The organism is Stenotrophomonas sp. STEN018, from assembly GCF_056760235.1.
Genome location: NZ_JBRREK010000024.1, coordinates 23,439 through 38,627, shown reverse-complemented (window position 1 = coordinate 38,627; position 15,189 = coordinate 23,439). Strand labels below are relative to the sequence as shown.

The 15,189-nt window shown below is 59.3% G+C and carries 12 protein-coding genes; 7 read left to right on the top strand and 5 right to left on the bottom strand.

The window, feature by feature from the left end; all coding sequences use genetic code 11:
- Nucleotides 1-11 precede the first annotated feature (11 nt).
- The 3 genes from ACVOMB_RS10995 to ACVOMB_RS10985 all read left to right on the top strand — a co-directional run bounded on the left by ACVOMB_RS10995 (nt 12) and on the right by ACVOMB_RS10985 (nt 6,039).
- The gene (locus tag ACVOMB_RS10995) at nt 12-3,239 is read left to right on the top strand and encodes an efflux RND transporter permease subunit (RefSeq protein WP_481531209.1); all 3,228 of its coding nucleotides are present in this window, start codon (nt 12-14) and stop codon (nt 3,237-3,239) included.
- 77 nt (nt 3,240-3,316) lie between these two features.
- Nucleotides 3,317-5,311, top strand: coding sequence for a heavy metal translocating P-type ATPase (locus ACVOMB_RS10990; protein WP_481531208.1), 1,995 nt, complete (start codon nt 3,317-3,319; stop codon nt 5,309-5,311).
- A 2-nt stretch (nt 5,312-5,313) separates the two neighbouring features.
- Nucleotides 5,314-6,039, top strand: coding sequence for a response regulator transcription factor (locus ACVOMB_RS10985; protein ID WP_481531207.1), 726 nt, complete (start codon nt 5,314-5,316; stop codon nt 6,037-6,039).
- Nucleotides 6,040-6,292: 253 nt separating this feature from the next.
- On the opposite strand, the gene ACVOMB_RS10980 is transcribed toward ACVOMB_RS10985, so the two are convergent.
- The 5 genes from ACVOMB_RS10980 to arsH form a co-directional block, all read right to left on the bottom strand.
- Nucleotides 6,293-6,697 (bottom strand): hypothetical protein, encoded by a 405-nt coding sequence (locus tag ACVOMB_RS10980; protein ID WP_481531206.1) that lies wholly within the window; start codon nt 6,695-6,697, stop codon nt 6,293-6,295.
- Between the two features lie 975 nt (nt 6,698-7,672).
- Nucleotides 7,673-8,875: a chromate efflux transporter gene (chrA, locus tag ACVOMB_RS10975; RefSeq protein ID WP_481531205.1), complete on the bottom strand. Its 1,203-nt coding sequence runs from the start codon at nt 8,873-8,875 to the stop codon at nt 7,673-7,675.
- 166 nt (nt 8,876-9,041) lie between these two features.
- Nucleotides 9,042-9,470: an arsenic resistance N-acetyltransferase ArsN2 gene (arsN2, locus tag ACVOMB_RS10970; protein ID WP_481531204.1), complete on the bottom strand. Its 429-nt coding sequence runs from the start codon at nt 9,468-9,470 to the stop codon at nt 9,042-9,044.
- Between the two features lie 36 nt (nt 9,471-9,506).
- Nucleotides 9,507-9,929, bottom strand: a complete 423-nt coding sequence (gene arsC, locus ACVOMB_RS10965; protein ID WP_481531203.1) for an arsenate reductase (glutaredoxin) — start codon at nt 9,927-9,929, stop codon at nt 9,507-9,509.
- Nucleotides 9,926-10,663: an arsenical resistance protein ArsH gene (gene arsH, locus ACVOMB_RS10960; protein ID WP_481531202.1), complete on the bottom strand. Its 738-nt coding sequence runs from the start codon at nt 10,661-10,663 to the stop codon at nt 9,926-9,928. Before arsH ends, arsC begins: the two co-directional genes overlap by 4 nt.
- A gap of 38 nt (nt 10,664-10,701) precedes the next feature.
- On the opposite strand from arsH, the gene ACVOMB_RS10955 reads away from it, so the two are divergent.
- From ACVOMB_RS10955 to ACVOMB_RS10940, 4 genes are all read left to right on the top strand, one after another.
- The gene (locus ACVOMB_RS10955) at nt 10,702-11,016 is read left to right on the top strand and encodes an ArsR/SmtB family transcription factor (RefSeq protein WP_481513625.1); all 315 of its coding nucleotides are present in this window, start codon (nt 10,702-10,704) and stop codon (nt 11,014-11,016) included.
- Entirely contained in the window at nt 11,016-12,068 is a 1,053-nt protein-coding gene (arsB, locus tag ACVOMB_RS10950) for an ACR3 family arsenite efflux transporter (RefSeq protein WP_481531201.1), read from the top strand. The genes ACVOMB_RS10955 and arsB overlap by 1 nt, the downstream gene beginning before the upstream one ends.
- Nucleotides 12,069-12,714: 646 nt before the next feature.
- Nucleotides 12,715-13,950: a TolC family protein gene (locus ACVOMB_RS10945; protein WP_481531200.1), complete on the top strand. Its 1,236-nt coding sequence runs from the start codon at nt 12,715-12,717 to the stop codon at nt 13,948-13,950.
- Nucleotides 13,947-15,182, top strand: coding sequence for an efflux RND transporter periplasmic adaptor subunit (locus tag ACVOMB_RS10940; RefSeq protein ID WP_481531199.1), 1,236 nt, complete (start codon nt 13,947-13,949; stop codon nt 15,180-15,182). Before ACVOMB_RS10945 ends, ACVOMB_RS10940 begins: the two co-directional genes overlap by 4 nt.
- Nucleotides 15,183-15,189: the final 7 nt, after the last annotated feature.

Genomic DNA, 15,189 nt, shown 5'->3' with positions numbered 1-15,189 from the left:
GGAAACCATACATGTTCACTATCATCATTGAATCAGCGGTCCGCTTCCGCTGGTTGGTGGTGTTCCTCGCCGCAATGGTGGCCAGCTGGGGTCTCTTCCAGCTGAGCAAGCTGCCCATTGACGCGGTCCCGGACATCACCAACAGACAGGTGCAAATCAATTCGATCGCGCCCGCACTGACACCGGAGCAGATCGAGCGTCAGGTGACGTATCCACTTGAGACGGCATTGGCCGGCATCCCGGGCCTGAACACCACCCGCTCGTTGTCGCGCAACGGTTTCTCGCAGGTCACGGCGATCTTCACCGACCAGACCGACATCTATTTCGCGCGACAACAGGTTGCCGAGCGCATGCGCGAAGCAGCGGAAGACTTGCCGGAAGGTGTATCCCCGGTCCTTTCACCGGTGACTACCGGTCTGGGCGAGGTGCTGATGTGGACGGTCGACTTCACCGACTACGACCCGAAGAACCTGGCACCGAAGGGGCAAGCCGGCTGGCAGGAGGGCGAGGTTTACCTAACGCCAGAAGGCAACCGACTCACAACCGCAGAAGAGCGTGCCACATACCTGCGCACCGTGCAGGATTGGATAATCGCTCCCCAAATGCGCTCCAGCCCAGGCCTTGCCGGCGTGGATACGGTGGGCGGCTATGTGAAGGAGTATGGCGTCCATCCGGATAGCGCACGTTTGGCGGCATACGGACTGGGATTGTCCGACCTCGTCCAAGCGCTTGAGCGGTCGAACGTGCAAGCTGGCGCAGGCTTTGTCCAACGCGCTGGCGAGGGCCTCGTGGTTCGCGCCGACGGTCTAGCTTTGACCACAGGCGACCTGGCGCAGGCCCCGGTGGCTACCAAGGACGGCGTGGTGATCCGTGTCGCCGACGTTGCCGATGTCGAGCTCAGTCGCGCTCCGCGTCTCGGTGCAGCCAGCCGCAACGGACACGAGGCCGTGCTGGGTACGGCGCTGATGATCGCTGGCGGCAACAGCCGCACCGTCGCTCAGTCCGCTGCGGACCGGCTGGTAGAGGTGAACAAGTCGCTTCCGCCAAACATCTTTGCCGTGCCCGTGCTGGACCGAAGCCAGCTCGTCAACTCCACCATCAAGACGGTTGCCAAGAACCTGACCGAAGGCGCACTGCTGGTCGTGGTGGTGTTGTTCCTGCTGCTGGGCAACCTACGTGCCGCGACCATTACGGCACTGGTGATTCCGCTGTCGTTCCTGTTTGCCGTGATCGGCATGAACCGGTTCGGGATCAGCGGAAACCTGATGAGCCTAGGTGCGTTGGACTTCGGCATCCTCGTGGACGGCGCGGTCATTGTCATTGAATCCACGCTGTTGATGCTGGGTCAGCGCCGCGTCGAACTGGGCAGGCCACTGACTGCCACGGAGCGGATGAAGGTGGCCACGGAATCGGCCAAAAAAATGGCGCGCCCTGCGGCTTTCGGCCAGTTAATTATTCTGCTGGTCTTCCTGCCGATCATGACGTTGGAAGGTGTCGAAGGAAAAACCTTCCAGCCAATGGCGGCTACCTTCATGCTGGCGCTGATGGGCGCGTTCATTTTCTCCTTTACCCTGGTGCCGGCACTGACCGCCCTCTGGGTGCGGGAGCCGAAGATGAAGCCGGGCGAGGAGCTCCATCACGGCGAGCACGAGACCAAACTCATCAAGGTGCTGCGCACCCGGATCGAGCCTGTGATTGAGCGGGCTGTCGCCATGCCGCGCGTGGTGCTGGGTGGCGCGGTGCTCACCCTGGCTGTGGGTGTGACCTCCTTCATGATGTTGGGCCGTGAGTTCATGCCTACGCTGGATGAGGGCAACCTGGCCATGCAGGCGCTGAGAGTTCCTTCGACCTCGTTGGAGCAGTCACTGGCCATGCAGTTGGCACTGGAGAAAGCCATTGCCAAGGAGCCGGAAGTGGAGACGGTGTTCTCCCGGACAGGTACCGCGGAGGCGGCCATCGACCCGATGCCCACCAACATATCCGACAGCGTGATCGTGCTGAAGCCCAGAAGCGCATGGCCGGATCCGAAACTTTCGAAGGATGAGCTCGTCGGTCGGTTCGAGTCCGTGGCCTCGAAGCAGCTCGGCAACAGCTTCGAGTTCAGCCAACCCATTGAACTGCGCTTCAACGAGCTCATCTCCGGTGTGCGCACCGATCTTGCCGTGATGATTTACGGTGATGACTTCGGTGATCTGCAGAAGGTTGCAGACCAGGTGGCGCTCAAGCTGCGTAGCGTCCAAGGCTCGGCGGATGTACGGGTCGAGCAGATCTCCGGCCTGCCAACCCTGAACGTCAAGATCGACCATCTTGCAGCTGCGCAGTACGGGTTGACCGCGGCCGATGTGAGCGACGCTCTGTCGACTGGCATCGGCGGCACTGCTGCGGGAAAGATCTTCGAGGGTGATCGCCGCTTTGACGTGGTGGTGCGCTTGGATGATGCCGCCCGCAACAATCCGGATCAGCTCAGCTCGTTGCCCATTGCCACACCCTCCGGTGCGGTAATACCGCTTTCGTCAGTCGCCCGGATCACCATAAGCGAAGGACCCAATCAGATCAGTCGCAACAACGGCAGCCGTCGCATCGTGGTGCAAGCAAACGTCCGTGGGCGTGACCTAGGCGGGTTTGTTGGCGAAGCGCAGACGGCGGTAGCGGACGTGAAGCTGCCTGCAGGTTCCTATCTCACTTGGGGCGGGCAGTTCGAAAACCTGCAGCGGGCAGAGAAGCGACTGGCGGCGGTGGTTCCGGTTGTGTTCCTGTTGATTGGTGCACTGCTGTTCATGGCGCTCCGTAGCGCCAAGGAAGCCATTCTCGTGTTCAGCTGCGTACCGCTGGCGCTGGTGGGCGGCATCCTGGCTTTGTTGCTGAGGGGGATGCCGTTCTCGGTGTCTGCCGCCGTGGGGTTCATTGCGGTGTCTGGCGTTGCCACGCTGAACGGCCTGGTGCTGATGCAGGCCATCCGAGAACGGCTTGATGCAGGTGATGCACCGCTGGTGGCGTCTCTCAACGGCGCAGCGAGTCGTATCCGCGCCGTCCTCACCACTGCGCTGGTGGCCATTGTCGGCTTCATTCCCATGGCCATCGCCAGCGGTTCGGGTGCAGAGGTCCAAAAGCCGCTCGCTACCGTCGTTATTGGTGGCTTGCTTACCGCGACCATTCTCACGTTGCTGGTGCTTCCCACCTTTGCTGGCCGCATGGCTAAGCCAAGCACCGCTGCCGTAGGAAAGGACAAAGATCACTGATTAGCTGACACCGCGCTCGGGCGCAGAATCTGCTGCGCCCGAGCCTTGAATGCTCAGATCACAATCGGAGAATAGAGATGAGCCAAGCAACAGAAAGCGGCGCATCCCCGAATAAGGGAGACGCCCATTCCCATGACGGCCTGCTTGGAGCCAATGCAGAGCTGATGTTCGCCATAATCTGCGGGCTACTGCTCGTGACCGGCTTCATAATTGAGAAATCGGGTGCGTTCAGGATCGCATGGTTGCCTACGGCGTTGTACATGCTTGCCTACGTGTTCGGTGGATGGTTCACCCTGCGCGAAGCAATTGAGAACATTCGACAGAAGCGTTTCGAGATCGATACGCTCATGTTGGTGGCAGCAGCAGGCGCCGCCACCCTTGGAGCCTGGGCAGAGGGCGCATTGCTGCTGTTCCTCTTCAGCCTGGGTCATTCGCTGGAGAACTACGCCATGGGGCGCGCCAAGCGCGCCATCGAGGCCCTCGCCAAACTGGCACCGGAGACTGCCCTGGTGGTGAAGGAGGGCGGACCTGTGGAAGTGCCGGTCGCCGCGCTGCAGCTTGGTGACATCGTGCTGGTAAGAGCGAATGATCGGTTGCCGGCTGATGGCTTCGTGGTCAAGGGATCCAGCAACGTCAACCAGGCACCGGTGACAGGTGAGAGCATCCCGGTGGACAAACATCCGGTGCCTGACGCCGAAGAAGCGAGGCGCCGTCCCGATGCAGTCGACATGGCGTCGAGAGCGTTTGCCGGCACCATCAACGGCTCCGGAGCGTTGGAGGTGGAGGTTACCCGGCGCTCTACGGAATCCGCGCTTGCACGCGTGGTCAAGATGGTCAGCGAGGCCGAGACACGAAAATCACCCACCCAACGTCTTACAGACAAGTTTGAGCGCATCTTCGTTCCCTGCGTTCTGGTGCTTGCCAGCGTTCTACTGTTTTCCTGGGTGGTGATAGACGAGCCGTTCCGTGACAGCTTCTACCGGTCCATGGCCGTACTGGTTGCTGCCAGCCCGTGCGCACTGGCCATTGCCACCCCCAGTGCTGTTCTAGCCGGCATCGCACGCGCTGCACGTAGCGGGGTGCTGATCAAGGGCGGTGCGCCGCTTGAGGAGCTTGGCATGGTGACGACAATCGCCTTCGACAAGACCGGCACCCTGACCGAGGGCAAGCCCCGCGTGACCGACATTTTTGTGACGGAGGGCGTAACCGAGAAAGAGTTGCTAGAGGTCAGCGTCGCCGTGGAGGCGCTGAGTGACCATCCGTTGGCGGCCGCCATCGTTGCTGATGGGAAGACGCGCCTTTCCGGGCCGGTCACGTTGGTGGCCAATGAATTCGAGAATCTCGCCGGACGAGGAGTGCGTGCGGATGTTGGTGGGCAGACTGCCTGGATCGGGAAGGCGGAAATGTTCGGGGCTGACGGGGTTCCGGCTTTGGGCCCGTCCGCCAAAGAAGGCATCGATGTGCTACGCAGTCGCGGGCGAACGACGATGGCGGTGCGGCTGGGCGATAGGGATCTGGGCGTCATCGGCTTGATGGACACCCCGCGGGCAGAGGCACGCCAAGCGCTGGACAAGTTGCGTGGACTGGGCGTGAGTCAGATGATCATGATCTCCGGTGATCACCAACTCGTCGCGCAATCCGTAGGCAGAGACGTCGGGGTAGATCAAGCGTGGGGCAACCTCATGCCGGACGACAAGGTCTCCGCCATACGGGAGATCAAGGCAAGCCAAAGGATTGCAATGGTTGGCGATGGCGTCAATGACGCGCCCGCCATGGCCAGCGCCAACGTGGGTATCGCGATGGGTGCGGCTTCATCCGATGTCGCCTTGGAAACGGCGGATGTTGCGCTCATGTCAGAGGACCTGCGGCAGGTCGCTTTTTCCGTGGCGCTCAGTCGACGTACCAAAAGTGTTATTCGCCAGAATCTTTACGTGAGCCTCGGCGTGGTTGCCTTGCTCGTGCCTGCCACCGTCATGGGTTTGGGCATAGGCCCCGCCGTGGCGGTGCATGAGGGGACCACGCTGTTGGTGGTGGTCAATGCACTGAGGTTGCTTGGATTCCGGGAATCCTAATCGTGGAAATTCTGCTGATTGACAGCGACCGGCAAGTCGTCCGGAACGTACTTGGCGAGATCGAAACCAAGCATCACAGCGTGGACGTTGCGCTGGATGGTGTAACAGGCCTGCACTTGGCCGTGTCCAACCACTACGACGTCGTCGTCGTGGGGTGGGAACTCCCTCGCATCAGCGGGCTGGACTTGGTGAGAAGCCTGCGGAGGGATCATAACGCGTCTGTTCCGGTACTCATGCTGGCGACTAAGGCGGATCTCGCTAGCAAGATCAATGCATTTCGCTCAGGTACGGATGACTACCTCACCAAACCCTTCGAACTGCTTGAGCTTGAGGTTCGCTTGGAGGCATTAGTCGCCCGCTCTCGCGGAAGGGTTGGAATGCGTCAACTCACGGTGGGCAACTTGACCATGGACCTGACGACGCTGGAGGTGTTCCGTGCAGGGAGGCGACTTCATCTCTACCCTGCATCCTGGAAGCTTCTGCAAGTTCTGATGCGGGAGAGTCCAGGAGCTGTGTCTCGGGAGCAACTTGAACGCGCAGTCTGGGGGCATCAGGCGCCTGACCATGACCTGCTCCGTTCGCAGATATCCAGTCTGCGTAAGATTGTTGACGGGCCATGCGAAGAGAAGTTGATCCATACGTTGCCGCGTTTTGGCTACAGGCTCTCTATCCAATCCTCAATCGAGGCACGAGCGGTACTGCTGGAGGGGCTCAGTCGAAGTGAATAAGCGGATTCTCGTCACCTCTGAAGGTGGATCCAGTCGCCAGCTGTTCGCACTCGAGGTCAGTCATGAAGGGTAGATACCGAGCGGTCGTGCCACTGGCTGCATTCGTCGCCGCATCTGTGTGGGGCATGCTGGCAATGCAGCCGCTTGCACCCAATCCGCACGAATCGATGATGTGGATTCCTGCCACTGTCGCCGGCGGGGGCCTGGTCATGGCGTGGGTCGCTGCAGTTGTTGCTGACCTGGCGGCGGCTTCTCAGATTAGCTCCGCCGCACGTGCATGGTTGTTCCCGGGGAGTGGCGTCATGATAGCTGCGCTGGCATTGCTTGCCGTCATGACCTCGACGGCACGAATGAGAGAGGTGTTTGAACTTGTGGTGCTATGTGCTGCATTTGTTCTCGTACTGATCGCATCAACAACATCCGTTTGTGCGTCCGTCCGATACAAAGCGCGCATAACCGCATCAACTTCCGTAATGGTGATGCATTCGATTGCTTTTGCATTTTCCGCATTTCTTTCAGCATCTAACCCTCCAGAGGCGGGGGCATTAAGCGAAGGTTGGTTCGCCGCATCCATTCTTGCTTGCGGTATTTCCGCGGTCTTCGTATCGACATACTGGGTTGCGGCATTACGTGATCCCTCTCTGTCCTTCTCACCCATGTTGCGATCGCTCGTTCGATTCATAACAGGGGAAGCGACGGCTAAAGAGTGGTGCAGCAAGCACCTTATTCGATCTCGCAGTGACCCTTCTGTAAGAACACGGCGCGGCGGCAAGTCACGAAGGAGAACGCGGCCAGTGCAGCGGAGACGATGAGGATGCTACTCTTGTTGCACCACGACCTCATTGGGGGCCCCAAGTGATACCGCCTCTCGCTGGACAACCGCGAGCTACTGCCGGTCAAGGTCGAGCTGCCCCCTGTCACACCCCGGACGCGGAGGATGAGTATCTTTGTTCTCCTTAAGGATTCGACGCACACGTCATCGAACGAAGCATAGGTCGATGCCAGAGGACTTCCATGTGCCGGGCAGAAAACAGTCTCGCAAAACTTTATTGCCGGGATTGGCTTAGTAAGAACGAGATTTAATGCCAAAACCTAGCCAAGACCCTTTCTGATCGGCCAAAAGCAGACATCCCCCCCGATAGACACCCTGAATCCCGAAATCCCCTAGTCCTCGTTCGCGATCGCTGGATCCGCCATCCCACCTTGCAAGGTGGGCACTCATTGCGTGCGTGGCGAGCTTATCTACCGGAGGCGGCTCGGCTTTCTTCGTCCTGCCTTTCGATCTGACCACCGATCGATGTTCCGCGCACCGCTTACGCGCGCAGGCTTTGGGCTGGGTGTGGTTAGACAACGGCTATCTTTGGCTAAGAGCGACGTGTGCTCGCGATGCATCTTTCCTTTGCATTCATGGCGACGTCGGGGTTTGTCGCGATGTATGTGCGGGGTGCCAATGCTCCCATTGCAACGAGACTGCTAGCCATGGAGCTGTGCGGAGTAGGCAACGGAACTACTGGCGTCCATCGCGTGCGTTACCGCGCACCTGCTTTTGGTCCCCACTGAAATTTCCAGCGCATAGCGTAAGCGAGGCGAACGCTAGAACTTTCCGCTGTCGTGACTGTCCGATCTAGTGGTTTTATCGCGCCATCGCCCAACCCGCCATGCCAACTAGCAACACGACCAGGACCGGAGGTGTACGCACGACGACCAGTAGCCCGAATGCCACCAACGTCACCGCAACATCCCATCGATTATGGATTGCGCTTGTCCACACCGGATCGTACAACGCAGCCAGCAGGATTCCGACCACCCCGGCGTTGACGCCGGCAATCGAAGCCTGCAAATCCTTGCGGTAGCGCAAAGACTCCCAGAACGGCAGGACCCCCACGAGGATGAGTACGGCGGGCAGGAAAATGACTGCCAACATCGCAAAGCCACCTACCCAGCCACCTAGCGGTCCGTCGGCCATTGCCCCTAAGTACGCTGCAAGAGTGAATAGAGGACCTGGCACAGCCTGTACCGCACTGTACCCGGCAAGCAGATCCGCAGTGCTTACGGTGCCGCTCTGCACGACCGCAGTTTGCAACAAGGGCAAAACAACATGGCCGCCGCCAAAGACCAGAGCGCCGGCGCGGTATACGCCCTCCAGCAGAACAGCCAGGGGGGAATTGCTCGTAGCCGCCCACATCGGCAGCAGAGCAAGTAGCAGCACGAACAATGTCAGTGCCACCGTGCCAGTTCTTCGCGAGACGGGATAGCTGCATGGGGACTGATCGGATGCCGGTTCGATTTTTAGCGCCCAGCGACCGAGTAGCCCACTGAAAATGATCACTGCCATCTGGCCGACGACCGAGGGCAATACCGACGTCGCCACGGCGGCGAAGAACGCCATCCCTACTCGCAAACGGTCCGTACACAGGGATCGGGCCATTCCCCATACGGCTTGCGCTACCACGGCAACTGCTACGATCTTCAGGCCATGCAGCCAGCCGGATTCAACGATGCCTTGGTATCCGGCAACTCCCAAGGCAAACAGAATCATCAGCACGGCCGATGGCAGGGTAAAGCCCGCCCAAGCGGCTAGCAGACCGGGCCAGCTTGCGCGGCACAAGCCCAACGCCATTCCTACTTGGCTGCTGGCGGGACCTGGCAGTAATTGGCAAAGGGCCACCAGATCGGAGTAGCTGCGGTCGGTCAGCCAACGGCGGCGCTCGACGAACTCAAGACGGAAGTAGCTCAAGTGTGCGATCGGACCGCCGAACGAGGTCAGGCCTAGTCGCAGGAACGCCAGGAAGACGCGCCAAGCGCTTTCCTTTGTTGTGGGATCGAGCGACGACACTAGGCATGGTCTCCTGCAGTTATTAGCGAGGGTTAGCTCAACCCGGAAAAGGCTTTACGGCATCGAAGTCCAGACGTGTCCGCTTCGGTCACAAGCGGTAGTCAATGCAAGCTCCGAAAAAATCCCAATTCCCTGCCCTGCTGAGCAATTCCTCCGGCCACGATGACTACAAGTGCTTAACCATGAATGCTGCGGTCCCCGGACATATGTTTGCGAACTGCTGCGATCGACTGATCGATTCAGGCGCTTCGACCCGTGACGTATGTCTGTATCCGCAACGTTCGAATAGAGGTGCTGCAGTGCCCGTCTGTAGGAACAGTTCTGTGACCCCCTCCTTGGCTGCCATTTGTTCTGCATGGCTCACCAGCACCGAACTGTAGCCCAGTCCTCGGTGACTCTGGACGACTGCAAGGGAGCGCAGCAAGCCGGCAGGCAGGTACAGCTCGATACCGACAACACCAATGAGTTCACCCTTCTCGTGGAGCCCACCAAAGATCTTGCGTCCGCCGCCTTCCAGGTCACTCACTGGCAAACCGGCGTCCACCAGCATGGACACGACCGTGGCGTTCAAGGCAACAGGCGCGAAAGTAGTCATTGCGTGTCCTGCATGGGTTTGGCCATCTGGCGTTGATCAGGATTCAGGACGATTGCCGTGCTCATCGATGACAACTTCACCGTCTTCTTTCATAAATGGAGCAGCTATTGCTGGCAATATCTCAAGGACGACTTCAGAGGGGCGAGCAAGTCGCACGCCCAGATCGGTTTCCACAAATGGTCGATTGATCAGGATCGGATGAGCCAGCATGACATCAAGCAATTGATCGTCGCTTAAAGCTGGATCGGCCAGACCGAGCGCTTCGTAAGGAGTGCCCTTCTGCCTGATCGCCTCGCGTGCGCTCAATCCGGCCTGGCCGATCAGGTAGGCCAAGCGTGTCTTGGTTGGGGTTTCGATCAAGTAGTCGACGATCACCGGTTCGATGCCCGCATGTCTGATCAGGGCAAGAACGTTCCTGGAGGTTCCGCAGTTGGGATTGTGGTAGATCGTTGCCTTCATGCTGCGGCTCCCGCTGTTGCAGAGGATTTGGCTCCGGACGCTGTCGCCAGAGCGGCGGCGGCTGCGTCACCTTTGCGCTCGCTGTAGCGATCAACCAGATAGTCACTGCGATCTCTGACCAGCAACGTGAATTTCACCAGCTCTTCCATTACATCCACAACCCGGTCGTAGTACGGAGATGGCTTCATTCGACCTCGCTCGTCAAATTCCTGCCAAGCCTTGGGTACTGACGATTGGTTCGGGATGGTGATCATGCGCATCCAACGGCCCAGCACGCGCAACGCGTTCACCACATTGAAAGATTGTGAGCCTCCGCTGACCTGCATCACTGCGAGTGTGCGGCCCTGGGTTGGGCGAATGCCAGCGTCCTCCAGCGGCAACCAGTCGATCTGATTCTTGAACACGGCGGTCATCGTCCCGTGACGTTCCGGACTGATCCAGACCTGACCTTCTGACCACGTGGAGACTTCACGCAGCTCGATCACTTTGGGGTGATCGGCCGGTACCGCGTCCAGCATCGGCAGTTCGTGTGGATCAAACAGCCGAGTATCCGCGCCGAAGTGTTCCAGTAGGCGCTGTGCCTCCAAAGCGAGCTTCCGGCTGAAGGACTGTGGACGCAACGAACCATAGAGAATCAGGATGCGCGGTCGATGCTTGCTCGGATCAGCCACATCAAGGTCTGAGCACGAAGGCGACTGCAGGGACTCGGCATGGATGTTCGGGAGATTGGGCATAACTTGTTCCTTCTCTTTATTTCCATTATTCTAGATCTATGGAACATAAAACTGCAACGCGAGCTCTAGCAGCCCTCGGTCATGGCACAAGGCTGTCGATCTACCGTTTACTTGTCGAAGCAGGTCGCGGCGGCAAGCTGGCCGGTGAGATCGCCGAGGCACTTGCCCTCCCCGGTGCCACGCTGTCCTTTCACCTGAAAGAGCTGGCTGCTGCGGGCCTTGTCACTTCCGAGCAACTCGGTCGAACCATCTGCTACCGTGCAAACTTTGATGCCATGACAAGTCTGGTCGAGTACCTGACAGAAAACTGTTGTGCTGGCGATCAGTCCAGCAGCACGCCCGGCTGCTGCTGATGAACGACGTGGCTGAGATGCGCCCTGAGCGCATGTCATTTCTGGATCGCTTCCTGACCGTCTGGATTTTCCTGGCCATGGCGGTTGGCGTGGGGCTGGGCATCATTTTCCCTGGCCTGCAGCACCAGGTAGACGCGTTGACCATCGGCACTACGAACGTGCCAATCGCTATCGGGCTGATCTTGATGATGTTCCCCCCACTCGCCAAGGTTGACTACGCGCAGCTGGGCGTGGTGTTCAGGGATAAGCGGGTATTGGCGCTATCGCTGGTTCAGAACTGGGTGATTGGCCCAGTTCTGATGTTCGCCCTGGCAGTGATATTTCTACGCGATCAGCCGGGTTATATGACCGGGGTGATCCTGATAGGGCTGGCCCGCTGCATCGCAATGGTCCTGGTATGGAACCAGCTTGCGAAAGGCGACAACCAGTACGTTGCCGGCTTGGTGGCGTTCAATTCAATCTTCCAGATCGCGTTGTTCAGCGTCTATGCCTGGCTGTTTCTCTCCGTGTTGCCGACGGCATTGGGCCTGCAAGGCGTGGTGCTCAACATTGGATTCTGGCCAGTTGCGGAAGCTGTCCTGATCTATCTCGGCATCCCATTCGCTGCCGGTTACCTGGTACGTCGATCGTTGACCAAATCAAAAGGACTTCACTGGTACGAGCACCGGTTTCTACCTGCGATCGGCCCGATAACGCTAGTGGCCCTGTTGTTTACGATCGTGGTGATGTTCGCAATGAAGGGGGGCGATGTGGTCAAACTCCCCCGGGATGTTTTGCGGATAGCCGTTCCACTGACGATCTACTTTTTGGTCCAGTTCATAATCAGCTTCTTCATGGGCAAGCTGATCGCTAAAGACTACCCGCGCACAACCGCCATCGCCTTCACCGCTGCCGGCAACAACTTCGAACTGGCTATCGCGGTGGCAGTGGCTGCGTTCGGCATCAGTTCGCCGGTCGCATTCGCAGCCGTCATAGGCCCGCTGATAGAAGTGCCGGTTCTGATCATCTTGGTGAACGTGGCACTGCGCCTGAAGCAACGCTGTTTCTCCTAGATCCCCCGCAAGAAAACGCATGTGGCGGGGAAACGTTGGCTAGAGCCAACAGGTAGTCGTCCATACCCGCGAGGGATTCCGAGTCTTTCACAAAGGCATTGGACGTCCTCCGTGAGGATTCTCCTGTTGCTCGCGCCTATATCGACAAAAGCCTAGAAAGCCATTTACCCTAATGGAATGTACCGTACGTCGGCCACTTCCGATCTGCTTCGTGTCAGCCTCTTTGCGCTGCTGGCCATAGTTTCGTTGGTGCGTCCGATGTTGAACCTGATGGGTGACCTACACTCCACAGATCACGCGATCGTTGAAGCCGCTGAGCATGGCCATCACCACCCTGGCGAACCTGATTCGGATTCCGATCCTGAGCATGCCAAGGGGCCGCATGCCCTGCTCCACTCGGTTGACGCCAATGGTGCAATCAACCTCTGCAACCACAGTCACTGGACTCCATCAGGTGTTCCAGATACCACGGTCCCGCCTCTAGACGTCTATTGGCGTCCTTCGCAACAACCCTCTACACCCTTCAGACCTCCAATCGTTTGACGAATCCGGCCGCCTTATAGCGGCCTGACAGTGCTGGTCGCAATTTGCGGCCGGCTGCGCTATTCGTCGAACAATCGGAGAAGATCCCGTGAATTTGCGTTGCATGTGGGTACTGACTTTGGTCGGTACCTGCAGCGTTGCCCCGTGCGGCTTCGCTGCTGAACCTTTGCGCCTGGAGGAAGCCGTTGCCCGCGCTCTCCTGGCGAATCCCACAATCCAAGTCGAAGTCGCCCGCCTGGAGGCGGTACGTAATCGTGCAAACCGAGAGGCCCTTCCCGCTCCCTATGTAGTGGGAGCCGATTTCGAAAACGTTGCCGGTACCGGCGGGCTGAGCGGTGTTGACTCAGCTGAAACCACCTTGCGCATTGGACGCGTCCTTGAGTTGGGTGGGAAGCGTGATGCCCGCGCCGCATTGGGTGATGCAGAGATCAACCTTCAGCGAGGCGCTGAAGGCGTGGCCAAACTCGACATCACCAATAGCACTACGCAGAGATTCATTCAGGCCGCTGTCGCTCAGGAGCACGTGGAGAACGCCGAAGAACGGGTTCGCCACGCGAACAGCACGCGTCGAGAAGTTGCCAGGTGGGTGCAGGCAGCACGTAATCCGGACACCGACCTTCGGGCCGCAGAGATTACATTGGCCGATGCCGAACTGAAGCACGAGCTGGCGCTTCAAGCCCTTCAGGGAGCCAAGGCACGCCTTGCTGCCAGCTGGGGAGCCCTCACCCCGGACTTCGATACCGTTATCGCGGATCTGGACACCCTGCCCCCACTCGCGGATTTCGGAATCTTGGCCGGCCGCCTGCCGCAGACACCGCAACAGCGTCTTGCGCAGCTCGAAACAGAGTCTATTGCGGCTCGTCGTCGGATTGCAGTTGCGAGTGGAAAGCCTGATGTGAACGTCAGTCTTGGCGTTCGTCGTTTGGAAGCTACGGGTGATCAGGGGCTGGTGATGTCCTTCTCCCTGCCACTTGGAAGCCAACGCCGCGCGTCCTACTCCGTTGCTGAAGCCGATGCGGATCTGGCTGCTGTGCATGCTCGCGCCCAAGTCACAGGTTTGGAACAACGCCAGCAATTGTTCGATCGCTATCAGTTGATGCAGCAAGCCCGCTCGGAAGTGGAAGCGCTTCGCGCCCGGATGCTACCCAAAGCGCAGGAGGCGATCAGCCTGACGCGCCGTGGCTTTGAAGCCGGTCGATTCTCTTTCCTCGCGCTTGCGCAAGCCGAGAAGACCCTGTTCGACCTGCGCGAACGCGAGGTCGAAGCGGCCGCTCGCTATTACACCCTTCTGGTCGAGGTTGAACGCCTGACCGCTCAATTTCCGGATGCCTCCCAATGAAGCGTTATGCATTCCTGATCCTGCTACCGCTGATGCTCGCCGCCTGTGGCGACAAGCCGAACGCTGTACCTGCTGCAGAGGACGGCTCGGTAGCTGCCGGCGCCGACTATGAGCGCGGCCCTCATCGTGGCCGAATGCTGCGCGATGGCAACGTCGCCATCGAGGTGACGGTGTACGAAACCAACACGCCGCCGCACTTCCGCCTGTATGCATACCGGGACGATAAACCGATCGCCCCGGGTGAGGTAACCGCCAGTATGGAGGTCGCGCGACTCGACGGCGAGGTCAACGCCTTCGCCTTCAAGGTGGAGAAAGACTATCTAGCCGCGAGTGCCGAGGTTGTGGAGCCGCATTCGTTCGACGTGAAGGTCAATGCCACGCTCGGCGGAAAAGCCCATAACTGGACCTACGCGTCCTATGAAGGTCGAACCACCATTGATGCTGAAGCGGCAAAGGATGCCGGCGTTGTCATTGAGACCTCAGGTCCAGCAACGATTCGTGACACCGTTCAATTGATGGGAACGGTCGCGCTGAATGAGAACCGTCTTGCTGCAATCAAAGCAAGGTTCCCGGGAATCGTTCGTGCGGTGCAGGTTCAAGTGGGCGACCGCGTTGCACACGGGCAAACCCTGGCGACGATCGAGGGCAACGAGAGCATGCGTACCTACGCCGTGACCGCCCCGTTTGATGGCGTCGTGCTGACGCGTACAACCAACGTGGGCGATGTGGCTGCCGACAACACCTTGATCGAAATAGCCAACCTGGGCGAGGTATGGGTGGATCTGCGGGCCATCGGCACCGACGCCGAGCGCTTGGCGGTCGGCCAGGCTGTACTGGTTCGCTCGGCGACCGGCGAGACCACCGTGGAATCCACCATTGCCTCGCTGTTGCCAGTGGCATCTAGCGGGCAGAGCGTGGTCGCCCGCTTGAGTCTGCCCAACCCGGATGGCCGTTGGCGGCCTGGAATGACGGTCGCAGCCGAAGTGACGTTGTCTTCCGAAGAAGTGCCGCTTGCGGTGAAGGAGTCCGGCCTGCAGCGATTTCGCGATTTCACCGTCGTGTTTGCGCAGGTGAAGGACACCTACGAGGTACGCATGCTTGAGCTGGGTCGCAGGGACGGCGAGTACGTCGAGGTACTGGGCGGGCTGAAGCCCGGGACACCCTACGTCGCAGAGCAAAGCTACTTGATCCGCGCAGACATCGAAAAGTCCGGCGCCAGCCACGACCACTAAGGAACGG

Excerpts from the sequence above, each read along its gene's own strand:
- ACVOMB_RS10995 (WP_481531209.1), top strand. The coding sequence starts at position 12 with ATGTTCACTATCATCATTGAATCAGCGGTCCGCTTCCGCTGGTTGGTG.
- ACVOMB_RS10990 (WP_481531208.1), top strand. The coding sequence starts at position 3,317 with ATGAGCCAAGCAACAGAAAGCGGCGCATCCCCGAATAAGGGAGACGCC.
- ACVOMB_RS10980 (WP_481531206.1), bottom strand. The coding sequence starts at position 6,697 with ATGGGTGAGAAGGACAGAGAGGGATCACGTAATGCCGCAACCCAGTAT.
- arsN2 (WP_481531204.1), bottom strand. The coding sequence starts at position 9,470 with ATGACTACTTTCGCGCCTGTTGCCTTGAACGCCACGGTCGTGTCCATG.
- arsC (WP_481531203.1), bottom strand. The coding sequence starts at position 9,929 with ATGAAGGCAACGATCTACCACAATCCCAACTGCGGAACCTCCAGGAAC.
- arsH (WP_481531202.1), bottom strand. The coding sequence starts at position 10,663 with ATGCCCAATCTCCCGAACATCCATGCCGAGTCCCTGCAGTCGCCTTCG.
- ACVOMB_RS10955 (WP_481513625.1), top strand. The coding sequence starts at position 10,702 with ATGGAACATAAAACTGCAACGCGAGCTCTAGCAGCCCTCGGTCATGGC.
- arsB (WP_481531201.1), top strand. The coding sequence starts at position 11,016 with ATGAACGACGTGGCTGAGATGCGCCCTGAGCGCATGTCATTTCTGGAT.
- ACVOMB_RS10945 (WP_481531200.1), top strand. The coding sequence starts at position 12,715 with ATGTGGGTACTGACTTTGGTCGGTACCTGCAGCGTTGCCCCGTGCGGC.
- ACVOMB_RS10940 (WP_481531199.1), top strand. The coding sequence starts at position 13,947 with ATGAAGCGTTATGCATTCCTGATCCTGCTACCGCTGATGCTCGCCGCC.